The sequence below is a fragment of the Methylobacterium sp. CM6244 genome, from assembly GCF_054817885.1.
This window is the reverse complement of the sequence record NZ_CM139247.1, coordinates 4,058,854-4,081,188: the sequence shown is the minus strand read 5'-3', so window position 1 is coordinate 4,081,188 and position 22,335 is coordinate 4,058,854. Positions and strand designations below refer to the sequence as shown.

The following is a 22,335-nucleotide window of genomic DNA, read 5'->3' as shown; positions in this document are numbered from 1 at the left end:
TCAGGAGACGTGCAATGCCTGCAGTGCAGGAAACCATCGACCGGGTCCGCTCGATCGACCTCGACCAGTACAAGTACGGGTTCGAGACCACGATCGAGATGGAGAAGTCCGCCAAGGGCATCTCCGAGGACGTGATCCGCTTTATCTCGGCCAAGAAGGACGAGCCCGAATGGATGCTGGCCTGGCGCCTCGACGCCTACAAGCGCTGGCAGACCATGCAGGAGCCCGACTGGGCGCGGGTCTCCTATGACAAGGTCGATTACAAGGACATCTACTACTACGCGGCGCCCAAGCGCCCGGCGGCGATGTCTCTCGACGAGATCGACCCCGAAATCCTGAAGACCTACGAGAAGCTCGGCATTCCCCTGCGCGAGGTCGAGGTGCTGGAGGGCATCGCCCCCGAGCGCCGGGTCGCCGTCGACGCGGTGTTCGACTCGGTCTCGGTGGCCACCACCTTCAAGGCCGAATTGTCGAAGGCCGGCGTGATCTTCATGCCGATCTCGGAAGCTATCCGCGAATACCCGGACTTGGTGCGGAAGTATCTCGGCTCGGTCGTGCCCGTGACCGACAACTTCTTCGCGACCCTGAACTCCGCCGTCTTCTCCGACGGCTCGTTCGTCTACATCCCGCCGGGCGTGCGCTGCCCGATGGAGCTCTCGACCTATTTCCGCATCAACGAGCGCGACACCGGCCAGTTCGAGCGCACGCTGATCATCGCCGACAAGGGCTCATACGTCTCGTATCTCGAGGGCTGTACCGCCCCGAAGCGCGACGACAACCAGCTTCACGCCGCCGTGGTCGAACTCGTCGCTCTCGATGACGCCGAGATCAAGTACTCGACGGTCCAGAACTGGTATCCGGGCGACAACGAGGGCAAGGGCGGCATCTACAACTTCGTCACCAAGCGTGGCGATTGCCGGGGTGCCAACTCGAAGATCTCGTGGACCCAGGTCGAGACCGGCTCGGCGATCACCTGGAAGTACCCGTCCTGCATCCTGCGTGGCGACAATTCCCGTGGCGAGTTCTACTCGATCGCGGTGTCGAACGGCATGCAGCAGGTCGATTCCGGCACTAAGATGATCCATCTCGGCAAGAACACGACGAGCCGGATCATCTCGAAGGGTATCTCGGCGGGCCGTTCGCAGAACACCTACCGGGGCCTCGTCTCGGCGCACCGGAAGGCGACGGGCGCGCGCAACTTCACCAATTGCGACTCGCTCCTCATCGGCGACCAGTGCGGCGCGCATACCGTGCCGTATATCGAATCGAAGAACTCCTCCGCGCAGTTCGAGCACGAGGCCACCACCTCGAAGATCTCGGAAGACCAGATGTTCTACTGCCAGCAGCGCGGCCTCTCCAACGAGGAGGCGACCGCGCTCATCGTCAACGGCTTCGTCCGCGACGTGCTGCAGCAGCTGCCGATGGAGTTCGCCGTGGAGGCCCAGAAGCTGATCTCGATCAGCCTCGAAGGCTCGGTGGGGTAGGGCGGTTTTTCCCTTCTCCCCTCTGCGGGAGAAGGTGGCCCGCGAAGCGGGCCGGATGAGGGGTGCGCGCGACCCGGAGGGGTCGCCCCCTCTTGCGGGACTTCGTACCGATCCGCCCGCTCCGTAGGCACGCCCCTCTCCTCGGATGGGAAAGGGTCGCTCCGCGTTTCAAGTTTTAGAACGGACTTTGCTGCAATGATCGAAATCAAGAACCTGACCGTCGCCATCGAGGACAAGCAGATCCTCAACGGTCTCAACCTCACCGTGAAGGACGGCGAAGTCGCCGCCATCATGGGCCCCAACGGCTCCGGCAAGTCGACGCTGTCCTACGTCATCGCCGGCAAGGAGGATTATGAGGTCCTCGACGGCGAGATCCTGCTCGACGGCGTGAACATCCTCGAGATGAGCCCCGACGAGCGCGCCGCTTCCGGTGTGTTCCTGGCCTTCCAGTACCCGCTGGAAATCCCGGGCGTCGGCACCATGACCTTCCTCAAGGCGACGCTCAACGCCCAGCGCCGAGCGCGCGGCGAGGGTGAGCTCTCCACCCCCGACTTCATCCGCAAGGTGAACGGCGCGGCGGAGAAGCTTGAGATCAACAAGGAGATGCTCAAGCGCGCCCTCAATGTCGGCTTCTCCGGCGGCGAGAAGAAGCGCATGGAGATCCTCCAGATGGCTCTACTGGAGCCGAAATTCTGCGTGCTCGACGAGACCGATTCCGGCCTTGACATCGACGCCCTTCGCATCGTCTCCGGCGGCGTGAACGCGCTGCGCGCGCAGGGCCGCTCGTTCCTCGTCATCACCCACTACCAGCGCCTGCTCGACTACATCGTGCCGGACGTGGTCCACGTGATGTCGCAGGGCCAGATCGTGAAGTCGGGCGACAAGGACCTCGCCAAGGCGCTCGAGGCTTCCGGCTACGCCGAGTACCGCACGGGCGAGGCCGCCTGATCATGGCCGACATCACCCCGCTCCGCACGGCGGCCGAGACCGCACTGTCGAAACTCTTCGAAGCCACGAAGATGAAATACCCCACGGGCGTGTCCATCGCTCGCGAGGAGGCCTTTCGCTATTTCGAGGCGGTGGGCCTGCCGACCCGCCGGGTCGAGGCGTTCAAATACACCGATCTGCGCTCGGCGTTCCGCGATGCCGCTCACCCGGCCGAGATGCCCTCATCCGACACCGCCAAGGCGGCGGTCGAAGAGGCGAAGGGCTTTGCCGGGATCGAGGCCGTGCGCTTCACCTTCGTGAACGGCCACCTGATCGCAGACCAGTCGGATCTCGGCCGTATCCCGGCCGGCATCACCGTGACTCCGCTCAACGAGGCGCTGACCGTCGGGAACGCGCTTCTGGAGAAACTGACGCCCGTTCGTCAGGCCTCTGAGAACCCGATCTACCAGCTCAACACCGCCTTCCTGGCGGATGGCGCGTTGATCAGCGTGGAGGCCGGCGCCAAGGTCGAGACGCCGCTGCACCTGCGCTTCATCGGCACCGGCACGGAAGCCTACTCGACCGCCACCCGCGTGCTCGTAACGCTGGGCGAGGGCGCGGAAGCGCTCGTGTTGGAGAGCCATGAGGGGCCGGACGGTATCTCATACCAGCCCAACGATGCCATGGACGTGGTGGTGGCCGACAACGCCACCTTCCGGCATGCGCGCCTGAACGCGGAGGGCCGCGACGCCGTGGCCTTGTCGACGCTATCCGTGAAGCTCGGGGCCGAGGCCGCGGTGGAAACCGTGAACGTCGTGGTGGGCGCGGTGCTCTCCCGGCATCAGGTCTACCTGAACTTCGCCGGGGCCGATGCCCGCGCGGTGGTGAACGGCGCGGCCATGCTCAACGGCAAGCAACTCGCGGACACCACCTTCCTGGCCGACCATGCCGCCACCGGCGGCGTCAGCCGCGAGCTGTTCAAGACCGTGGTGGATGGCGAGGCCACGGGCGTGTTCCAAGGCAAGATCATCGTCCAGCAGGCGGCCCAGCAGACCGACGGCAAGATGATGTCGGCCTGTCTCATCCTGTCCGACGAGGGCCAGATGATGAACAAGCCCGAGCTCGAGATCTTCGCCGACGACGTCGCCTGCGGTCACGGTGCCACCTGCGGCGCGCTCGATGAAGATCTGCTGTTCTACCTGATGCAGCGCGGGCTGCCCAAGGCCCAGGCCGAGAGCCTGCTGGTCCAGGCCTTCCTCGGGGCGGCCATCGAGTCGGTCAGCCACGAGGGAGTGCGCGAAGCTCTGGTCGGAACCGTCGAGGCGTGGCTCGCGGCGCGCGGCTGATCGCATTCCGACAGGCCCCTTCCCCCTCGCATCGGGGGGAAGGGTTGCGCGCGCCGGACACCCAACAGGTATCGCCATGAACGCACCCGTCCCGAACACCCCCTACGACGTCCAGGCGATCCGGGCCGAGTTCCCCATCCTGGCCCAAAAAGTCTACGGCCGGCCGCTGGTCTATCTCGACAACGCGGCCTCGTCGCAGAAGCCGCGCGCGGTCATCGACGCCATGGTGAATTGCATGGAGACCGGCTACGCCAACGTCCATCGCGGCCTGCATTTCATGGCGAATGCCGCGACCGAAGGGTTCGAAGGCGCGCGCGAGACCACGCGGCAATTCCTCAACGCCGACTCCACCGACGAGATCATCTTCACCCGCAACGCCACCGAGGCCTACAACCTCGTGGCCTCCTCCATGGGGCTGCTCGGCCAGATCGGGGAGGGGGACGAGATCATCCTCTCGATCATGGAGCACCATTCCAACATCGTGCCCTGGCACTTTCTGCGCGAGCGGCGCGGTGCGGTGATCAAATGGGCGCCGGTGGACGACGAGGGCAACTTCCTCGTCGAGGAGTACGAGAAGCTGTTCACCCCCCGCACCAGGATGGTGGCGATCACCCAGATGTCGAACGTACTCGGCACGGTGACGCCGGCGGCCGAGATCGTCCGCATCGCCCATGCGCACGGGGTGCCGGTGCTCCTCGACGGGGCGCAGAGCGCGGTCCACCAACCCATCGACGTGAAGGCGCTCGATTGCGACTTCTTCGTCTTCACCGGTCACAAGGTCTACGGCCCCACCGGTATCGGCGTGCTCTACGGCAAGAAGGAATGGCTGGAGCGCCTGCCCCCCTATCAGGGTGGCGGCGAGATGATCCGCACGGTGAGCCAGGACGCGATCACCTATAACGATCCGCCGCATCGCTTCGAGGCCGGAACCCCCGCGATCATTGAGGCGGTGGGCCTCGGTGCGGCGCTGGAATTCATGATGGGGGTCGGGCGCGACCGGATCGCGGCGCACGAAGCGTCCCTCCTGGCCTATGCCCAGGAGCGCCTCGGCGCGATGAACTCACTGCGGATGATCGGCACCGCCAAGGGCAAGGGCGGCGTCATCGCCTTCGAGATGAAGGGGGCCCATGCCCACGACATCGCCACGGTGATCGACCGCTACGGCGTCGCCATCCGGGCCGGCACTCATTGCGCCATGCCGTTGCTGACGCGATTCGGCGCGACCTCCACCTGTCGCGCGTCGTTCGGCCTGTATAATACCCGTGACGAAGTGGATGCGCTTGCCGAGGCCTTGGCCAAGGCCGAGATGATGTTCACCTGAGACGAGATCCGGCGGCGAAGCCGCCGCGAGTGCGATTGCGCGCCGCCGCGCCTGCGGCGGTCGTCGCAAGTCGGAGACGATCGATCCGCGGCACTCACCATGAGGACGACACCATGAGCGACGCAGCCATCACCGGAGGGGCCAATACCCCCGCCATCGCCAGCGCCTCGGCGATCCCGCCGGAGGAACTCGACCGCCTGACCGACGATATCGTCGCCGCTTTGAAGAGCGTCTACGATCCCGAGATCCCGGCGGACATCTACGAGCTCGGCCTGATCTACAAAGTCGACATCGCCGATGACCGCACGGTCGCCATCGACATGACCCTGACGGCCCCCGGCTGTCCGGTGGCCGGCGAGATGCCGGGCTGGGTCGAGACGGCGGTCGCCGCCGTGCCGGGTATCCAGTCCTGCAGCGTCACGATGGTGTTCGATCCGCCGTGGGACCAGAGCCGGATGTCCGACGAGGCCCGCGTCGCCCTCGATATGTGGTAGCGCGGTTCAGAGGGGCGGCTCTTCGGCGGCGAGATCCCGGCGCCGCGGGAAGCTCAGCCTGTCAGAGATGTCTGGCAGTGCCAATGCGGCACCGATCGCCGGGAGGGCGATGACGGCCTCCACACCTTCGAAGGTCTCTATCTCCCAGGCGTCCCCCTCACGCGCGTAGAGCAAAGCCTGCGGCTTCAGGGTCTCGACGAGGAGGATGTAGGCGAGGGTCGGATGCCGCTTGTATTCATCCACCTTGCGGGTCTGATCGATGGAGGTGGTTGAGGGCGAAGCCACCTCGACCACCAGCTTCGGCTCCCGCGCCTCGTAGGTATCGGGCACCAGCGTCGCGCACCCGACCATCACTTCTGGACGACGCAAACCTTTGATGCTGGTGCGGATGGCAATATCGGCTGTCATCGGACGGCATGGCTTGCCGCGGAGCTGATTGCCGAGGCTGATGATGATGTTCACCGTCGCCCGGTCGTGCTGCATGCTCGCCCCCGTCATAATCCGGTGCCGCGGCACCGGGTGGCCGTCGACGAGTTCGTAGAGTTCGTCCTGACCGCTTTGCCAATCGAAGAACTCTTCCGGGGTCATGGTCCTCCGCCCCGCGTCCGCCATCGCTCCCTCCGCCTCGCAGTGCGAACGATATCATACCCATGCAGGCCTTGCTGCGTCCCACGGCAGTGGACCGCAGCCTTCGCCATCCTTATCTTAACGGCGTACTGCCATCCTCAACCGCCCGGGCCTTGAACCCGGCTGCCGGAGAGATCTCATGCTCAAGAATTTCAAGGTCCTTTCGCTGACGGATGCGGCGGCGGACCGGATCAAGGCCATCATCGCGGATGCGGACAAGCCGATCGCGGGCCTCCGCGTCGGCGTCAAGAACGGCGGCTGCGCCGGCATGTCCTACACGATGGAATATGCGGAAGGGCGCAACCCCGGCGAGGACATGGTGGAGGATCGCGGGGTGACGGTTTTCGTCGACCCGAAGGCGGTCTTGTTCCTCCTGGGCACCGAGATGGACTTCAAGACGACCAAGCTATCGTCCCAGTTCGTGTTCAACAACCCGAACCAGACCTCGTCCTGCGGCTGCGGCGAATCCGTCGCGATCACGCCGGCCAATCCCGAAGTGCTGCGCGCCTCGGCCTGAGGCCGGGTTGGCCGGGACGCGAGGGTCCGGCCGGCAGAACCGGCTCGGCCTTCATGCGACGGCGGTGAGCACGTCCAAGGCGACGCGGGAATCGTCCACGGTCCGGTTGCGGCCGTCGCGCTTGGCCATGAACATGCATTGGTCGGCGCGTTCGAGGAGCGACACGGCGGTGTCCCCCGGTCGCGAGGTCGCGACCCCGAGGGAGATCGTCACCTTGCCGAGGGACTCTCCCGTGGTCCGCTTCACCAGTTCACGCCCCATCACGCTGGCACGGACCTTCTCGCCGATTGCGACGGCCGCGTTCCGGTCGGTTTCGGGCAGGAGAATCCCGAACTCTTCGCCGCCGAAACGCGCGAGGGTGACACGAGCCTTCAGGTGCTCGCGCATGACGATGGCGACGAGGCGCAGCACTTGATCGCCCGTGAGGTGGCCATAGACGTCGTTGAAGCGCTTGAAGAAATCGACGTCGATGACGATCAGGCTACAGGGAACCGCCTGGTTCGCCGCGGCCTCGACCATCTTGCGCAGACTCTCCTCGAAATGCTTGCGGTTAGACAGCCCGGTGAGCGGATCGGTGAGGCTCTCCAGCCGAGTCGCCTCCAGCGTCTCGCGCAGGGTCTCGATCTCGCTGCGACTCTCGCGCATGCGTGCTTCGAGCGTGCGGTTGTTGGCGGTGATCTCCCGGGTCGTCGCCACGAGCGTCGTAACGATCTCACGGACGCGGGCGCGGTTCTGGTCCGAGACGTCGAGATCGCGCGATAACGCCTGAAGTGACGCGCCATACTGCGCGGTCGATCCGAGGGAGAGGTCCATCACCTCCATGATGCCCTCGATTTCGGCCAGCATGTTCGCGTTCATCCGCTCGGTGGCGGCGACGAGACGGCGACTGTCGACATACGTCTCGTAGAGGGAATCCACATCGGAATCGGAGAGGCTGCCATTCTCCGTGGTCAGCCTCTTGATCGCGTCGTTCATCAGCGGCTGGGTGCCGGACACGTAGGCATACCAGACGGAATAGGCCTGGGGGGTCGCCGAGGAGCCGTAATCCCGCATCAGCACGTTGGCGCGGTCGGACAGTGCGAAGGTTCGCTCCCTGTCACCGTAGCTTCCGTGGCTCATCAACCCGCCTGCTTCCCGAACCGGCATTCAGGATGCTGAATGACGAGATGTTCCCGTTACCCCACTGATGGTGGAGATGCAGTTAAAAGGGCAGGGAACAATTTGTGGCTCGGCGCGTTAGGTCGACTTTTTGATCACGGCCGGGCGCAGGAGGAAGGCGGGCACATGCTCGCCGAGACCGAGCGGCGTATCGCCATCCTCATCGTCTCGACGACGGGGTGACGGACGGCGTTCGTCGCGGCCGCGGTCCGACGAGCCTCGGCGGGAATCTTGACCGCGTGGATCAGGGTTGCGAGCCTCTTGCGGCGGACGAGAAGGCTCGCGCCGGCGCGGTGCCTGGACGATTGCCTCGGGCGTGGGGGACTCGGCCACAGCATCGACCTGTGCGGGCTCGTAACGCCGCGAGGGCTGGCGCTCGCGTGATGAGCGCCGGCCTTCCGACTTGCCGCCTTCCGACTTACCATTCTCGGACTTGCCGCTTTCGGACTTACTTCCCTCGGATCTTCCGCCCTCGCCACCGCGTGAGCGCCGAGCGGAATCCCCGCTGCGTCCGCGATGACGTGTGCGGGTCTCTTCCTCGACCACCACCGGCGAGGGCTCGGCCAGGGTGCCGAGATCGCCCTCAGCCCAGGGGATCGGCTGACCGATCAGGCTCTCGATCGCGGTCACCGACCGTTCGTCGGAGCGGGTGACCAGGGTGAAGGCATGCCCGGCGCGACCGGCACGGCCCGTACGCCCGATCCGGTGCACGTAGTCTTCCGGGTGATGCGGCACGTCGAAATTGAAGACGTGGCTCACCGCGGGAATGTCGAGGCCGCGAGCCGCGACGTCGCTCGCAACCAGCAGCGGAACTTCACCGGAGCGGAATCCATCGAGGGCGACCGTGCGCGCGCGCTGATCCATATCGCCGTGAAGGGCCGCGACGTTGAAACCGTGGCTCGCCAGCGACTTCTGCAGCAGCGCCACGTCGCGCTTGCGGTTGCAGAAGATGATGCCGTTGTTGAGTTCGGCCTCACCGCGGATGAGACGGCGCAGGAGATCGCGCTTCTCGTGCCCCTCCGACCCTGCGGCGACCAATTTCTGCACGATCGTCGTCGCGGTGGAGGCGGGGCGCGCCACTTCGATCCGCTGCGGGTTATGCAGGAACACGTCAGCCAGCCGCTCGATCTCGGGCGGCATCGTCGCGGAGAAGAACAGGGTCTGGCGCGTGAACGGCACCATCTTCACGATGCGCTCGATATCGGGAATGAAGCCCATGTCGAGCATCCGGTCCGCCTCGTCGATGACGAGGAGCTCGACCCCGGTGAGCAGCAGCTTGCCGCGCTCGAAATGGTCGAGCAGGCGGCCCGGTGTCGCGATCAGAACGTCGGCGCCGCGCATCAGCTTGGCATCCTGCTCGGCGAAGGACACGCCCCCGATGATCAGGGCCACGTTGAGCTTGTGGTTGACGCCGTAGCGGTCGAAATTCTCGACCACCTGGGCAGCGAGTTCGCGGGTCGGCTCAAGGATCAGCGTGCGCGGCATGCGCGCCCGTGCCCGTCCATTCTCGAGCAGGGTGAGCATCGGCAAGGTGAAGGCGGCGGTCTTACCCGTCCCTGTCTGGGCGATACCAAGGACGTCACGGCGCGCCAGAACGTGCGGGATGGCTTGAGCCTGGATCGGTGTCGGGTCCGTGTAGCCCGCGGCCGTGACGGCCTGGAGGACCTTGTCGCTCAATCCGAGGTCGGCAAAAGACATATGCTGATGTGAACCGTTGCGCGCAGGAACTCGTAACGATCCGCGCGGAGAAGATCGTCGTGGGCTAGGCTCCACGGTCCGTTCGAAAAGGGTCGTTCGAATACAGGACCAGCCGCGCACACGCGTTGCGGGACACTTAGAGCCTTGAGGTGTCTTGTCAATCGACCACGGGCAAAGCACCGTCGTTTATCCGGTGCATACGGCGTCCTGCGAACGAGAAGCCGAAGAGTCGGGGGTACTGTCAAGCTGGCACACGCCCTGCTTGAGCGAGCGCCGGTAGGACATGGGCTTCGGCCCTCACACGAAGGGGGACGAACTCATGTCACATAGCGCCTCGATCACCGAGCCGGCCGCGTCCGGAGGTGCAGTTCCCGGTTCCCATGCGGATGTGGTGATCAAACCCGGCTACGACGACCGCCTCACCAACGAGGATCTGGCCCCGCTCAGGAAACAGAGCTGGGGCACCTACAACTTTTTCGCTTTCTGGATGTCGGACGTCCACAGCGTCGGCGGCTACATCACGGCGGGCAGTCTTTTCTCCCTCGGCCTCGTGAGCTGGCAAGTGCTGGTCTCGCTGCTCGTCGGCATCCTCATCGTGCAATTCTTCTGCAACCTCGTGGCCAAGCCGAGTCAGGTCACGGGCACGCCCTATCCGGTGATCTGCCGGGCCTCCTTCGGCGTGAAGGGCGCCAACATCCCCGCCATCATCCGGGGCCTCATCGCGGTCGCCTGGTACGGCATCCAGACCTACCTCGCCTCCAGCGCCTTCATGATCGTCGCCTTGCGCTTCTATCCTGAGCTGAAGCCCTATGCCGACGTGGCGCAGTTCGGCTTCGCCGGCCTGTCCAGCCTCGGCTGGGCGGCCTTCATGGCCCTTTGGGTGATCCAGGCCCTCGTGTTCTGGCGCGGGATGGAGGCGATCCGCAAATTCATCGATTGGGCCGGCCCCGCCGTCTACGTCGTGATGATCGCCCTGGCGGTCTACCTCGTGGCCAAGGCCGGCGTGGCGAATGTCGGCCTCACGCTGGGCGAGGTGAAGTACCGGGGCTGGGACGCCCTGCCGGTGATGCTCAATGCGGTCGCACTGGTCGTCTCGTACTTCTCCGGGCCGATGCTGAATTTCGGTGACTTCTCACGCTACGGGAAGTCATTTCCCGCGGTGAAGGCCGGTAATTTCTGGGGCCTGCCGGTGAACTTCATCGGTTTCTCGCTGCTCACCGTCATCACCACTTCTTCGACCTTGCCGGTCTTCGGCCACCTCATCATCGATCCGGTGGAGACGGTGAGTAAGATCGACAACACCTACGCGGTGGTGCTCGGCGCCTTCACCTTCATGACGGCGACGATCGGCATCAACATCGTGGCGAACTTCGTCTCCCCGGCCTTCGATTTCTCGAACGTGGCTCCGCAGCATATCAGCTGGCGCATGGGCGGGATGATCGCGGCCGTGGCCTCGATCTTCATCACTCCGTGGAACCTCTACAACAACCCGGCCGTGATCCATTACACGCTCGACATCCTCGGCGCGTTCATCGGTCCGCTCTTCGGCATCCTGATTGCCGACTTCTTCATCGTGCGGAAGCAGCATGTCGTGGTGGACGACCTCTACACGATGAGCCCGACCGGAACTTACTGGTACGATGGCGGATACAATCGCGCCGCGATCTACAGCGTCATTCCCTCCGCCCTGGTGCCGGTGCTCTGCGCCGTCATCCCGGCCCTGGGAAGCGTGGCGAATTTCAGCTGGTTCATCGGCGTGGCCCTGGGCTTCTCGATCTATGTCGTCCTGATGCGTAAGAGGGCCGCCGCGGCCAAGGCCTGACCGGAGACCGATTCCCTTTGCGCATCCTGCTGATCAACCCCAACACGACCGAAACCGTCACCGATCTGGTCGCCGCGCATGCGCGGCGAGTGGCGGGCGACGCCGTCGAGATCGTGGCGGTGACCGGGCGCTTCGGTGCCCGCTACATCACCAGTCGGGCCGCGTCGGCGATCGCGGCCCATGCCGCCCTCGACGCGCTGGCCGAGCACGCCGAGGGTTGCGACGCGGTCTACCTCGCCTGTTTCGGAGATCCGGGACTCGGGGGCCTGCGCGAGATATCCCCGCTGCCGGTTGTCGGCATGGCCGAGGCCTCGTGCCTCGCCGCCACGGCACGGGAAGGGCGCTTCGCCATCGTCACCGGGGGCGCCCTGTGGGGACCGATGCTGGAGGAGTTCGTGGCGGGGATCGGCCTCTCCGACAAACTCGCCGCCATCCGCACCATCGCCCCCACGGGAGACCGCATCGCACGGGACCCCGAGGCGGCCCTGGCGGATCTGGCCGCCGCCTGCACCACCTGCGCCATCCGCGACGGGGCGGATGTGGTGATCCTCGGCGGAGCGGCGCTTGCCGGCCTTGCCGAACGCATCCAGCCGCATGTGCCGGTGCCCGTCCTATGCTCGGTGGAAGTAGGGACCCGTGCGGTCCTCGCCGCCGCGATCTGCGGCTTGCCGCCGGGCCAGCCGGCGCCGTCCATCGAGAGCATCGGCCTGTCGCCGGCCCTGGCCGAGCGGCTGGCACAGGAGTGACAGAGCTCCGCACCCGCTGATTCCACGTGCCTGACGGCACTTGCGGACAGGCGCAGGATCAGCTTACTTTGCGATACAAAGTTGATCCGGGAGCATCGGATGTCCGATCTCGATAGAGCCCTCGCCGATATCGTGGCGATCCGCGCGCAACTCGCCCGCGGCGACGCCTTCTGCGGGTTCGGACCCTCCGCCATCGCGGCCACGGGCGTCCTCGCCCTCGGCACCACCCTGGCGCAGCATGTCTGGCTCGACGACCCGACCGAACAGCCGCTACTGTTCCTAGGCGGCTGGATCGTCACCGCCCTGGCCTCCGCCGGCCTGATCGGCGCCGAGATGCGAGCCCGTTCGCGTCGCGACCATGCGGGGCTCACCGACACGGCGATCGTGAACGCGGTGGAGCAGTTCCTGCCCGCCGGCGCGGCGGGCGCCTGCCTCGCCCTGGTCCTGGTACAGGTTTCGCCGGAATCCCTGTGGATGCTGCCGGGGCTGTGGCAGATGCTGGTGAGCCTCGGGCTCTTCGCCTCGGTGCGGTCCCTGCCGAAAGGCGTCGCGCTGCCCGGCGCCTGGTACATGGTGGCGGGCCTCGCCGTGCTCATGCTGGCGAGCGCCGACCGCGTCCTCTCACCCTGGACCATGGGACTGCCTTTCGCCGTCGGCCAGTTTCTGATGGCCATGATCCTCTACCGCGCCCGGGAGGACAGTGATGCGTGATGCTCCCTTCGCGTATGACGGCCTCGACCGGGTCATTCACGAGAAGGCCCGGCTCGGCCTCCTCACCTCGCTGATGGCGGCTCCGAAGGGGCTGGCCTTCGGCGACCTTAAGCAACTCTGCGGCCTCACCGACGGTAATCTCAACCGTCACCTCCAAGTGTTGCAGGAGGCCGGCTTCGTCGAGATCAGGAAAGGGCAGGGCAAGAGTCATAGTGGCACCCGACCGCTGACGACCTGCCATCTGACGCCGACCGGCCGGACTCGCTTCCTCGATTACCTCGCCGTCCTCGAACAGGTGGTGCGGGACGCCGCAAAGGCCGCCGAGACGGCGGCCGAGAGCGCGGGCCTCCCCCTCGTCGCGCGTCCGGCCTGACGCCTGGACTCCGTCTTTTTTTGCCAAGGAACTCTGCGATGCAAAGCGAACAGACGCCCGGCCTGCATATGGGCATCATCATGGATGGCAACGGACGCTGGGCCTCGGGGCGCGGACTGCCCCGCGCGCTCGGTCACAAGGAAGGCGTCGAGGCGATCCGCCGGGTCGTGGAGGCGGCGCCGAAACAAGCCATCGGCACCCTCACCCTTTATGCCTTCTCTTGCGACAACTGGAGACGTCCGGAGGCGGAGGTCTCCGCCCTGATGGGGCTGCTCCGGCTCTACCTGCGCAACGAGATCGCCCGTTTGGTCGAAAGCGGCGTACGTCTCAGCGTGATCGGCCGGCGCGACCGCTTGCCCGAGGGACTCGCCGCCGCCATCGGCCGAGCCGAGGCCGTAACACTCGAGGGGAAAGCCCTGCATCTGCGGATCGCCGTCGATTACTCCGCCCGCGATGCCATTCTCGCCGCCGCGCTCGCCAGCGCCAGCAATCCCGGGATGACCCGCACCACCTTCTCGACCCTGGTGACGGGCGATGCCTGTGTCCCCGAGGTCGATTTCGTGATCCGCACCAGCGGCGAGCAGCGGCTTTCCGATTTCCTGCTCTGGGAGAGCGCCTACGCCGAACTTCACTTCACCCGCCGCCATTGGCCTGATTTCGATGCCGGAGACCTCGAAGAAGCTCTCGCCGCCTACCGCAATCGCGACCGCCGCTTCGGAGGGCTGGCTACCGGGTCCGTGGCGGCCTGAAAAGCTGAGCCGACGATTGGCGAGGCAGGAGGCTGAAGGGTCGGGTCAAAGACTACCCTCTCACCCTTCGGCAGGCTGTTTTCCTTGCGATATGATGGTTCGGTCGGCTTGAGCCAGGCATAGCTTCGTCGGCGAGCAGACGGCTCCCTCGACCTTTAGGGCTGCGCTGCCCTCAGACGAAAAAGAGGAAGGCTCCGAAGCTCGCGAGGAAGCCCGCAAGAGACACCGCCGAGAGAACAAGAAATTTGGAGGATGCCCTCGATCCATCGTCGGCTCCGTCCTCGATCGGCGAGAAGGCACGACCCGCAGCCTGCGACGCGCGGATGAGATCGTCGTGGCGCACCATTCTCAAGGCTGCAGACGGCGCCATGTCGCTCTCCCACCGATCGGCTCTATGTGCGGAAACGCACAAACCAGAGATTGGTTCCCAATCCGACCCGTCATCGCCCCGCCATGTCCGGCTCCTAGGAATCCGTCACCTAAGTCACAGGACGAGTTCCACCATGACCGAGCCGCTGCGCACCCGCTCGCAGGCCGCCGAAGACGGCGAGGATGCAGGCACGAATACGAGCGGCAACGCCACGTTCGGCGATGTGGTCGCCGCGCGGTTCGACCGGCGCGACCTCCTGCGCGGTCTCCTCGGGGTCGGCGCCATCGCCGCGGTGGTGACGCCCCGCGCGCTCGCCGCCGCCCCGGCTGCGGCGGCGCAGGGACGGGCGACGCCGTTCCCGTTCAAGGAAATCGAAGCGGGTTCGGACACCCACCATCACGTGGCCGAGGGGCACGATGCCGACATCCTGATCCGCTGGGGCGATCCAGTCCTGCCTGGCGCGCCTGTTTTCGATCCGCGGAACCAGTCGGCGGAGGCCCAGGCCCGGCAATTCGGCTACAACAACGACTTCGTCGGTTATTTCCCGATGCCCGGCGCCGCCGATCCGGCGGCGCACGGACTTCTCGTGGTCAATCACGAATACACCAACGAGGAGCTGATGTTCCCCGGCCTCGGCCGCCAGGATATCAAGACCGTCGCGTTCAAGGGCATGAACCGCGAGCTCGTCGATATCGAGATGGCCGCCCATGGCGGATCGGTGATCGAGGTGAAGCGAACGGACGGCAAATGGGCCGTGGTGCCGAACTCGCCTCACGCCCGGCGCATCACCGCGGAGACGGTGATGACTTTGTCCGGTCCCGCCGCAGGCTCCGACCGGCTGAAGACGACGGCCGATCCTGTGGGCCGTACGGTGAAGGGCATGATCAACAACTGCGCCGGCGGAACCACCCCCTGGGGGACGTGGCTCACCTGCGAGGAGAATATCAACTATTACTTCTCGGGCTCCCTCGCCGAGGGTTCTGCTGAGGCGACCAACCACAAGCGTCTCGGCCTGCCCGGCAACGCCTATGCCTGGGGACGCTTCCACGAGCGCTTCGACCTCTCCAAGGAGCCGAACGAGCCGAACCGCTTCGGCTGGGTCGTGGAAATCGACCCGTTCGATCCCGCCTCCGTCCCGACGAAGCGCACCGCCATGGGCCGGTTCAAGCACGAAGGCGCCGCCGGCATCGTCTCGAAGAGCGGCCGCTACGTGGTCTACCAGGGCGACGATGAGCGTTTCGACTACGTCTACAAGTTCGTGACGGACGCGGCCGTAAATCTCGCCGACCGGCGGGCCAACCGCGATATCCTCGATTCCGGCACGCTCCACGTCGCCCGGTTCGATGCCGACGGACGCGGCGCCTGGATGCCGCTGGTCTTCGGACAAGGCCCCCTGACGACGGAGAACGGGTTCCGCTCCCAGGCCGACGTGGTCATCGAGGCACGGCGTGCCGCCGACCTCCTCGGCGCCACCAAGATGGATCGCCCGGAAGACGTCGAGGCCAATCCGAAGACCGGCAAGGTCTATGTCATGCTCACCAACAACGTGAAACGCAAACCCGACGAGGTGAACGCCGCCAATCCGAGGCCCGACAACCGCTTCGGCCACATCGTGGAGCTGACCCCCGACGAGGGCGACCATGCGGCACCGGGCTTCGCCTGGGAGATCCTCGTCAAATGCGGCGATCCCTCCATCGCTACGGTCGGCGCCACCTTCTCCTCCGCGACGACGAAGGACGGCTGGTTCGGCATGCCGGACAATTGCTCGGTCGACGGACAGGGTCGGCTCTGGGTCGCCACCGACGGGAACTCGCCATCGAAGACGGGCCGGAACGACGGAATCTGGGCCATGGAGACGGACGGGCAGGGACGGGGAACCGGCAAGCACTTCTTCCGGGTGCCCAACGGCGCGGAGATGTGCGGCCCCTACTTCACACCGGACGACACCACGTTCTTCGTCGCCGTCCAGCATCCCGGCGAGGCCGACGAGGAGGATCCGAAGGCCGCTCCCGCCACGTTCGAGGCACCTTCGACCCGGTGGCCGGATTTCGACGATGCGATGCCGCCCCGCCCGGCCATCGTCGCCATCACGAAGCGCGGGGGCGGCCGGGTCGGAAGCTGACCGCTCGGCCTTTCCAGCTGGACACTGGATCCCCCTCCGTCGCCGCTGAATGGCGGCCCTGTCGAACCGGCGTCGTGGAACTCGCCCCCATTGCGCCGCAACTCCTTCAGAGTGCCAGCAGGGGTACGGATAGCGACCGGGGAAAGGGCAGGGCGCAGCGACCGCGCCGGTCCCTCCGAAATCCCGACGACACAGCGTTAAGGGAATCGGCGCAAGCTGTGCAGGAACACGGGGAGAGACCTCCCGCGCCCTCATGGCGGCGCTTCACGTTTCCGTTTCGTTCCTGTATGGTTGGCACATGACTCAGCGCGAGACCTCACGCCAGGCCGTTGCGGCCCCCGCCGTCGGCCGGCCGAGCGATCTGTTCGCAGGCGGCCAGGCGCCGGTTCGCGGTGCCAAGGCTTCCTCCGCCGCCCGAGCGCCCCTCGACAAGGCGCCCATCGAAACAGCCGAGGCCGGCTACGACGCCTCGTCGATCGAAGTGCTGGAGGGGCTGGAGCCCGTCCGGCGCCGGCCGGGCATGTATATCGGCGGCACCGACGAACGCGCCCTGCACCATCTCTTCGCCGAGGTGATCGACAATTCCATGGACGAGGCTGTGGCCGGCCATGCCAGCTACATCGAGGTGGAACTGGAGGCGACGGGCCACCTCGTCATCACCGATAACGGACGCGGTATCCCGGTGGACCCGCATCCGAAATTCCCCGGCAAATCCGCCCTCGAAGTCATCATGACGACGCTGCACGCCGGCGGAAAATTCGACTCGAAGGTCTACGAGACCTCGGGCGGCCTTCATGGCGTCGGCATCTCCGTGGTCAATGCCCTCTCGGACAGCCTCGAGGTCGAGGTCGCCCGCAGCCAGACCCTGTACCGCCAGACGTTCTCGCGTGGCCACGTGCAGGGGCCTCTGGTGGAGGTCGGCCGGGTGCAGAACCGTCGCGGCACCCGGGTGCGCTTCCATCCCGATGCCGAGATCTTCGGAGCTCTGAAATTCGATCCGCGCCGGCTGTTCAAGATGGCCCGGTCAAAGGCCTACCTGTTCGGCGGCGTCGAAATCCGCTGGCGTTGCGCGCCGTCCCTGATCGAGGGGATGGACGACGTCCCGGCAGAGACCGTGCACCGCTTCCCCGGCGGCCTGCGCGATTATCTCGCCCGCGATCTCGAGGGCAAGGAACTCGTCACCGATGCGGTTTTCGCCGGCAAGGTGACGAAGCCCGGTGGCCATGGCTCCCTCGAATGGGCCGTCGCCTGGATGGTGGTGGAGGACGGGGTCTCGCACTCCTATTGCAACACCATCCCCACCGCCGAGGGTGGCACGCATGAAAGCGGCCTGCGCGTCGCCCTGCTGCGGGCGCTGCGCGAACATGCCGAACGCGTCGGCCAGGCTAAGCGCATGACCTCCGTCACAACGGATGACGTCATGGCGACCTGCGCCTCGATGCTCTCCGTCTTCATCCGCGAGCCGGAATTCCAGGGCCAGACCAAGGACAAGCTCGCCACCGTGGAAGCCTCGAGGATTGTCGAGACGGCGATCCGCGACGCGTTCGACCATTGGCTCGCCGCCTCCCCGGCCCAGGCCAACAAACTTCTCGACTGGGTGATCGACCGGGCCGAGGAGCGCCTGCGCCGACGCCAGGAGAAAGAGGTCGCGCGCAAATCCGCGACCCGCAAGCTACGTCTGCCGGGCAAGCTCGCCGATTGCTCGAAGGCCGGTACGGCCGGCTCGGAAATCTTCATCGTCGAGGGTGATTCCGCGGGCGGCTCGGCAAAGCAGGCGCGCGACCGCGCCAGCCAGGCGATCCTGCCCCTGCGCGGCAAGATCCTCAACGTGGCCTCGGCCAGTCGCGACAAGATGGGCGCCAACCAGCTCATCTCCGACCTGACCCAGGCGCTCGGTTGCGGCACGGGCAACAGCTACAAGGGCGAGGATCTTCGCTACGAGAAGGTCATCATCATGACCGACGCCGATGTCGACGGCGCCCATATCGCATCCCTGCTGATCACCTTCTTCTATCGCCAGATGCCCAAGCTCATCGACAAGGGCCATCTCTACCTCGCGATCCCGCCGCTCTACCGCCTCCAGCACGGCGCGAAGACGGCCTATGCCCGTGACGATGCCGATAAGGAGCGGGTCATCAAGACCACGTTCAAGGGTGCCAAGGTCGAGATCAGCCGCTTCAAGGGGCTCGGCGAGATGATGCCGGCGCAGTTGAAGGAGACGACCATGGACCCGAAGAAGCGTACCCTTCTGCGCGTCGCGGTCCTCGACGAGGCACGCGTCTCCACGGGCGACGCCGTGGAGCGGCTGATGGGCAACAAGCCCGAAGCCCGCTTCGCCTTCATCTCCGAACGCGCCGCCTTCGCCGACGAGGCCGTGCTCGACATCTGATGCCGAGTGCGGGTTGAGGCGGGCTGATCGAGGTCTGGCATGAGACAGGGGAAGCACCGCTTCCCCGTCACTGTGCGACGAACCCATACCAACGCAAAAAACCCGGCCGCCAGGCCGGGTTTTTCGTTTGGACGATCCTGAGCCGCGCAGCCCTCGAGAAGGACTGCGCGGAGATTATGGACGATCCTAGTAGGTGCCGAACTTGTAGTTCAGGCCGGCGCGGACGACGGCGAACTCGTCGTCGCGACGACCGCTGCTGATCGACTGCACGACAGCGTTGTTGGCGGCGGTGTTGATGATGAAGGCGCCCTGGTTGCGGGTGCCGCGATCGAGGTTCACGTACAGGCCTTCGACCTTCAGCGTCACAGCGGAAGCGCGGAAGAAGTTGAAGAACGAGTCGGTGGGGAGAGCGTATTCGATACCACCGCCGACGGCGTAGCCGGTGCGGAAGTCGTCGTTGCCCTGGAAGCCGCCGAAGCTACGGTCGGTGCTGCCAGCGCCGTAAGCGAAGCCGCCGGTGCCGTACACGAGGGTGCGGTCGAAAGCGTAGCCGAGGCGACCGCGGACGGTACCGAAGAAGTCGAGGCTGGAGAGGCCACGCGGGTCGTTGATGGCGAAGCCGGGAGCGGCAACGACGCCTGAGTCACGACGCTTGGCGCCGAAATCGAGGTACTGGGCGTCGGCTTCGATACCGACGACCACGCCCGAACCCGGGGTGAACTGGTAGTTGTAACCGATCTGCGCGCCGCCGGAGAAGCCGTCCTGGCTGTCCTTGCTGAACGTGGCGACCTGCGGGGTGCCAGCGGCGGTGAAGCGGCTCGCCACCGGGAAGGAGTTGGGGCCTTCCTTGCCGGCGTCGAAAGCGTAACCGGCGTTGATACCGGCGTAGAAGCCCGTCCACGTGAAGACCGGGACCGGAACGAAGACCGGCGGAGCGGCGCGACGGGGAAGGTCGGCGGCCGAAGCGACAGCAGTCAGGCCGGCGAGAACGGTCGTAGCGAGAAGCAGTCTTTTCATTGTGTGTCTGGTCCTGATGGGCATTAAGCCTGAGCGCTTGTAGGCTTGGTCGGGCGTGAGGTCTGTCGCATTCCTGCAACAACATCCATCGAATACAGCAGCAGCCGTCAACGAAGGGTAAAGGTTAGACCCAGGTGAGGAATTGGGAATCGGCCACGTGTTCTGGCGCACCTGAGGGTATTTCTCCTTCAGAGCGACCGATGATCCAGATCCACCGGTGCGACATCCGCTCCGCACCTTCTACAACCATTTGTTAATCAGAATAATTCTGCATCATTCAGATCAGCAACAATGATCACTGTGATGTTCGCGAGAACGGTGTCCGGCTTTCAAGGGGACGATGCAGCTCCTGCATGGGAGCGGGGCCTGGCAAGTAAATGCAGGATTGGGAGTCGCGCAGGTCCGGCGATCCTGAGACTCGTACCGTAGAAACCAGTTTTCGGGTCGCGGCGACGCCTAGCCAGCATGTCGCGAACGGAGTGATAGTCCCGATCCGGCCTCTCGTCTCCGACGAAACGAACCTTGCGAGCCGTGATCTGAGCGATCCGGGTTTCCCGGCCAGCGCCGTGGCCTATGAGTTCAGAGCCCCGGAGAATGAGGGCGGGGCGATCAACGGTCGATCAGCAGGATCGCACCGGGCTAAAGGATACGTGATGACTCCGCCGACGGCGCAGAGCGCCGCCGGCAAGGGACTCGCCCGGTTTCTCAGGCGGCCGTAACCCAGAGTTCACCCTTGCCGAGGGTGGCGAGATCGCCGGAATAGCGCTTGAGCGCACCCGCCGCGAGGTCGGCATGGGCGGGGCTGAGGGCGCGCAGGGATCGGGCGAGCAGGCGCAAGAACACGAGATCGTGCGTTCCCGTCTCGACGAAACTCGGGCTCAGGGCACCGTGTCCGCCTGCGAGGATCGTCCCACGCCGCATGCCGTAGCCCGGATGGTCACCCACCGAGAGGGCCGCGATCGTGCCTGCGATCATCCGCGATCCTGCATGAGCCCCTGCGGATCCGACCAGGATCAGCCCGCGCCGCATGCGGTCGCCGAGATAATCGCCGGCCGAGCCTCGGATCACCAGCGTGGCGCCGTCGAGCCCGGCCTTGGCGGCATAGACTGCGCCGCCCGCATGATCGCCGGCATCCCCTTCGATGGTGATCGTGCCGCCCTTGGCACCCGATCCGGCATAAGGGCCGGCCGATCCCGTGACCGTCACCGCGCCCGATGCCATGCCTGCGCCGAGGCGCTGGCCGACATCGCCGACGACCCGGATCGAACCGCCGCTGAGCGAGGCACCAATGCTGTCGAAGCGGGATGACCCGCCCTCGATGGTCAGGCTGTCGGAGCCGTCGAGGCTGATCGCGAAGACGTCGCCCAGCGTCAGGCCGCATCGGCTGGTGCCGATGGGGAGTTTCCCCGCCTCGGCCTCGGTCAGGCCGCTCAGGGAGAGCGGATTCACATGAAGGAAATCGAGCCGCTCCGGCGGCTCCTGGCGCAGGGTGAGGGTGCTCATGCCGCTCCAGCCTCGCTCGCCGGCTCCTTCGAGAGCAGGTCCTTCAGGTGATAATGGTGGCGGCCGAGATTGCCGCCGTAATTGCCCGCCGTCACCGCCACGAGCCCGTGCGCGGCACCGGCTTCGGTGGAGGCGTGGAGCGCCGCGCGCATGGATTCGGCCACCGAGCGCGAGGTGAGCCCGTCGATGACGATCTCCAGCACCACGCCGACCTCCGCCGCGAGTTCGGAGCCGGCCCGGCCTTTGAGGGTCGGGCAATAGGCGTCGTTGGTGGAGGCCATCATGCCTTTCGTCCGTGCTCCGACCTTGGAGCCGGAACGGACGATGCCGCCGGGGAAGGGCAGGATCACATCCGCCACCGAGCGAGCGGCATCCACGGCGATCTCCGCGACCTTGAGGGTCTCGGCATGGTTGCGCCCGAGGAACAGCAGGTTGCCGCCGCCCACCGCGCCGTCCACCGCGCGGACGAAATCCTCGCAGAGGAACTCGCCGTCCATCACCGGCACACGCCAGTAGCGCCGCGCCTTGCCGGAGACGGGGTCGGTCAGACGCTTGGCCACCGCGAACCCGTCACCGAAATACCGGATCGCGCCGCCGAGCTTGATCTTGTGAGGCCCGTCGACGCCCGCATAGCAGGCAGTGCCGGGGCAGGTGAGGATGCACTGGCCGACGCGCTTGAGGAGTTGGTCCTTGAGGCCGTTCGGCTCGAAGCCGAACAGCAGCACGCGCACGCCGGGGCGGCCGTCCGGAGTCTCCTCCGGTGAGAGCTCGCAATCGATCCCGGCCTCGGCGCCGCAGCCGATCACCGAGGTAGCGAACCCGGTCATGGTCACGGCGGCGATCATCGCCCATTTGGCGGTGTCGTTGGTGATGATCAGCGCCGTACCGGCGACGTCGAACGCCTCGGCGAAGGTGTCGATCACCGGAATGCCGTTGAGGGTGAGGTCAGCCATGGTCAGTC

20 protein-coding genes are annotated in these 22,335 nt (G+C 65.8%); 13 read left to right on the top strand and 7 right to left on the bottom strand.

Annotated features, from left to right (window positions below; all coding sequences use genetic code 11):
- Window positions 1–14 precede the first annotated feature (14 nt).
- The 5 genes from sufB (at window position 15) to ACYQML_RS19185 (ending at window position 5,572) form a co-directional block, all read left to right on the top strand.
- A complete protein-coding gene (sufB, locus tag ACYQML_RS19205) occupies window positions 15–1,484 on the top strand; it encodes a Fe-S cluster assembly protein SufB (protein WP_056423928.1) in 1,470 nt (489 codons plus the stop codon).
- Window positions 1,485–1,679: 195 nt separating this feature from the next.
- On the top strand, window positions 1,680–2,432 hold the full coding sequence (gene sufC / locus ACYQML_RS19200; RefSeq protein WP_056423930.1) for a Fe-S cluster assembly ATPase SufC: 753 nt from the start codon (window positions 1,680–1,682) through the stop codon (window positions 2,430–2,432).
- Window positions 2,433–2,434: 2 nt separating this feature from the next.
- Window positions 2,435–3,757, top strand: coding sequence for a Fe-S cluster assembly protein SufD (gene sufD / locus ACYQML_RS19195; RefSeq protein WP_461233730.1), 1,323 nt, complete (start codon window positions 2,435–2,437; stop codon window positions 3,755–3,757).
- A 76-nt stretch (window positions 3,758–3,833) separates the two neighbouring features.
- Window positions 3,834–5,078, top strand: a complete 1,245-nt coding sequence (locus tag ACYQML_RS19190; RefSeq protein WP_056423934.1) for a cysteine desulfurase — start codon at window positions 3,834–3,836, stop codon at window positions 5,076–5,078.
- Between the two features lie 113 nt (window positions 5,079–5,191).
- Complete coding sequence (locus ACYQML_RS19185; protein WP_056423936.1) at window positions 5,192–5,572, top strand: SUF system Fe-S cluster assembly protein; 381 nt, start codon at window positions 5,192–5,194, stop codon at window positions 5,570–5,572.
- 6 nt (window positions 5,573–5,578) lie between these two features.
- On the opposite strand, the gene ACYQML_RS19180 is transcribed toward ACYQML_RS19185, so the two are convergent.
- Window positions 5,579–6,160 (bottom strand): Uma2 family endonuclease, encoded by a 582-nt coding sequence (locus ACYQML_RS19180; protein ID WP_461233729.1) that lies wholly within the window; start codon window positions 6,158–6,160, stop codon window positions 5,579–5,581.
- Window positions 6,161–6,338: 178 nt separating this feature from the next.
- Here ACYQML_RS19180 and ACYQML_RS19175 point away from each other — a divergent pair, with 178 nt between their 5' ends.
- Window positions 6,339–6,716: a HesB/IscA family protein gene (locus tag ACYQML_RS19175; RefSeq protein WP_056423941.1), complete on the top strand. Its 378-nt coding sequence runs from the start codon at window positions 6,339–6,341 to the stop codon at window positions 6,714–6,716.
- A gap of 51 nt (window positions 6,717–6,767) precedes the next feature.
- Here ACYQML_RS19175 and ACYQML_RS19170 read toward each other — a convergent pair whose 3' ends face one another.
- Both ACYQML_RS19170 and ACYQML_RS19165 read right to left on the bottom strand, forming a co-directional pair.
- On the bottom strand, window positions 6,768–7,835 hold the full coding sequence (locus ACYQML_RS19170) for a GGDEF domain-containing protein (RefSeq protein ID WP_207412044.1): 1,068 nt from the start codon (window positions 7,833–7,835) through the stop codon (window positions 6,768–6,770).
- A gap of 117 nt (window positions 7,836–7,952) precedes the next feature.
- Entirely contained in the window at window positions 7,953–9,572 is a 1,620-nt protein-coding gene (locus tag ACYQML_RS19165; RefSeq protein ID WP_461233728.1) for a DEAD/DEAH box helicase, read from the bottom strand.
- A gap of 319 nt (window positions 9,573–9,891) precedes the next feature.
- Between ACYQML_RS19165 and ACYQML_RS19160 the strand changes: the two genes are divergently transcribed.
- From ACYQML_RS19160 to ACYQML_RS19140, 5 genes are all read left to right on the top strand, one after another.
- A complete protein-coding gene (locus ACYQML_RS19160) occupies window positions 9,892–11,394 on the top strand; it encodes an NCS1 family nucleobase:cation symporter-1 (RefSeq protein WP_461233727.1) in 1,503 nt (500 codons plus the stop codon).
- Between the two features lie 17 nt (window positions 11,395–11,411).
- Window positions 11,412–12,140, top strand: a complete 729-nt coding sequence (locus ACYQML_RS19155; protein WP_461233726.1) for an aspartate/glutamate racemase family protein — start codon at window positions 11,412–11,414, stop codon at window positions 12,138–12,140.
- Window positions 12,141–12,239: 99 nt separating this feature from the next.
- Window positions 12,240–12,851: a hypothetical protein gene (locus ACYQML_RS19150; RefSeq protein WP_461233725.1), complete on the top strand. Its 612-nt coding sequence runs from the start codon at window positions 12,240–12,242 to the stop codon at window positions 12,849–12,851.
- Window positions 12,844–13,224, top strand: coding sequence for a transcriptional regulator (locus ACYQML_RS19145; protein ID WP_461233724.1), 381 nt, complete (start codon window positions 12,844–12,846; stop codon window positions 13,222–13,224). Before ACYQML_RS19150 ends, ACYQML_RS19145 begins: the two co-directional genes overlap by 8 nt.
- 38 nt (window positions 13,225–13,262) lie before the next feature.
- Window positions 13,263–13,973, top strand: a complete 711-nt coding sequence (locus ACYQML_RS19140) for a di-trans,poly-cis-decaprenylcistransferase (RefSeq protein WP_461233723.1) — start codon at window positions 13,263–13,265, stop codon at window positions 13,971–13,973.
- Window positions 13,974–14,145: 172 nt separating this feature from the next.
- On the opposite strand, the gene ACYQML_RS19135 is transcribed toward ACYQML_RS19140, so the two are convergent.
- Window positions 14,146–14,343 (bottom strand): hypothetical protein, encoded by a 198-nt coding sequence (locus ACYQML_RS19135; RefSeq protein ID WP_461233722.1) that lies wholly within the window; start codon window positions 14,341–14,343, stop codon window positions 14,146–14,148.
- A gap of 133 nt (window positions 14,344–14,476) precedes the next feature.
- Between ACYQML_RS19135 and ACYQML_RS19130 the strand changes: the two genes are divergently transcribed.
- Both ACYQML_RS19130 and parE read left to right on the top strand, forming a co-directional pair.
- Entirely contained in the window at window positions 14,477–16,465 is a 1,989-nt protein-coding gene (locus ACYQML_RS19130; protein ID WP_461233721.1) for a PhoX family protein, read from the top strand.
- A 298-nt stretch (window positions 16,466–16,763) separates the two neighbouring features.
- The gene (gene parE, locus ACYQML_RS19125; RefSeq protein ID WP_244478116.1) at window positions 16,764–18,854 is read left to right on the top strand and encodes a DNA topoisomerase IV subunit B; all 2,091 of its coding nucleotides are present in this window, start codon (window positions 16,764–16,766) and stop codon (window positions 18,852–18,854) included.
- 186 nt (window positions 18,855–19,040) lie between these two features.
- Here parE and ACYQML_RS19120 read toward each other — a convergent pair whose 3' ends face one another.
- From ACYQML_RS19120 to fhcD, 3 genes are all read right to left on the bottom strand, one after another.
- Window positions 19,041–19,871 carry an outer membrane protein gene (locus ACYQML_RS19120; protein WP_056423958.1) on the bottom strand — a complete coding sequence of 277 codons (831 nt, stop codon included), beginning with the start codon at window positions 19,869–19,871 and terminating at the stop codon, window positions 19,041–19,043.
- Window positions 19,872–20,576: 705 nt separating this feature from the next.
- Entirely contained in the window at window positions 20,577–21,374 is a 798-nt protein-coding gene (locus ACYQML_RS19115; RefSeq protein ID WP_461233720.1) for a formylmethanofuran dehydrogenase subunit C, read from the bottom strand.
- Entirely contained in the window at window positions 21,371–22,327 is a 957-nt protein-coding gene (gene fhcD, locus ACYQML_RS19110; RefSeq protein ID WP_419952569.1) for a formylmethanofuran--tetrahydromethanopterin N-formyltransferase, read from the bottom strand. The genes ACYQML_RS19115 and fhcD overlap by 4 nt, the downstream gene beginning before the upstream one ends.
- Between the last annotated feature and the right edge of the window lie 8 nt (window positions 22,328–22,335).

What these genes read in the sequence shown, in the direction of transcription:
- ACYQML_RS19185 (WP_056423936.1), top strand. Translation starts at nt 5,192, where the DNA reads ATGAGCGACGCAGCCATCACCGGAGGGGCCAATACCCCCGCCATCGCC.
- ACYQML_RS19120 (WP_056423958.1), bottom strand. Translation starts at nt 19,871, where the DNA reads ATGAAAAGACTGCTTCTCGCTACGACCGTTCTCGCCGGCCTGACTGCT.
- ACYQML_RS19190 (WP_056423934.1), top strand. Translation starts at nt 3,834, where the DNA reads ATGAACGCACCCGTCCCGAACACCCCCTACGACGTCCAGGCGATCCGG.
- parE (WP_244478116.1), top strand. Translation starts at nt 16,764, where the DNA reads ATGACTCAGCGCGAGACCTCACGCCAGGCCGTTGCGGCCCCCGCCGTC.
- ACYQML_RS19180 (WP_461233729.1), bottom strand. Translation starts at nt 6,160, where the DNA reads ATGACCCCGGAAGAGTTCTTCGATTGGCAAAGCGGTCAGGACGAACTC.
- ACYQML_RS19160 (WP_461233727.1), top strand. Translation starts at nt 9,892, where the DNA reads ATGTCACATAGCGCCTCGATCACCGAGCCGGCCGCGTCCGGAGGTGCA.
- ACYQML_RS19175 (WP_056423941.1), top strand. Translation starts at nt 6,339, where the DNA reads ATGCTCAAGAATTTCAAGGTCCTTTCGCTGACGGATGCGGCGGCGGAC.
- ACYQML_RS19140 (WP_461233723.1), top strand. Translation starts at nt 13,263, where the DNA reads ATGCAAAGCGAACAGACGCCCGGCCTGCATATGGGCATCATCATGGAT.
- ACYQML_RS19135 (WP_461233722.1), bottom strand. Translation starts at nt 14,343, where the DNA reads ATGGCGCCGTCTGCAGCCTTGAGAATGGTGCGCCACGACGATCTCATC.
- ACYQML_RS19165 (WP_461233728.1), bottom strand. Translation starts at nt 9,572, where the DNA reads ATGTCTTTTGCCGACCTCGGATTGAGCGACAAGGTCCTCCAGGCCGTC.
- ACYQML_RS19170 (WP_207412044.1), bottom strand. Translation starts at nt 7,835, where the DNA reads ATGAGCCACGGAAGCTACGGTGACAGGGAGCGAACCTTCGCACTGTCC.
- sufD (WP_461233730.1), top strand. Translation starts at nt 2,435, where the DNA reads ATGGCCGACATCACCCCGCTCCGCACGGCGGCCGAGACCGCACTGTCG.
- ACYQML_RS19150 (WP_461233725.1), top strand. Translation starts at nt 12,240, where the DNA reads ATGTCCGATCTCGATAGAGCCCTCGCCGATATCGTGGCGATCCGCGCG.
- ACYQML_RS19115 (WP_461233720.1), bottom strand. Translation starts at nt 21,374, where the DNA reads ATGAGCACCCTCACCCTGCGCCAGGAGCCGCCGGAGCGGCTCGATTTC.
- ACYQML_RS19145 (WP_461233724.1), top strand. Translation starts at nt 12,844, where the DNA reads ATGCGTGATGCTCCCTTCGCGTATGACGGCCTCGACCGGGTCATTCAC.
- ACYQML_RS19130 (WP_461233721.1), top strand. Translation starts at nt 14,477, where the DNA reads ATGACCGAGCCGCTGCGCACCCGCTCGCAGGCCGCCGAAGACGGCGAG.
- sufC (WP_056423930.1), top strand. Translation starts at nt 1,680, where the DNA reads ATGATCGAAATCAAGAACCTGACCGTCGCCATCGAGGACAAGCAGATC.
- sufB (WP_056423928.1), top strand. Translation starts at nt 15, where the DNA reads ATGCCTGCAGTGCAGGAAACCATCGACCGGGTCCGCTCGATCGACCTC.
- fhcD (WP_419952569.1), bottom strand. Translation starts at nt 22,327, where the DNA reads ATGGCTGACCTCACCCTCAACGGCATTCCGGTGATCGACACCTTCGCC.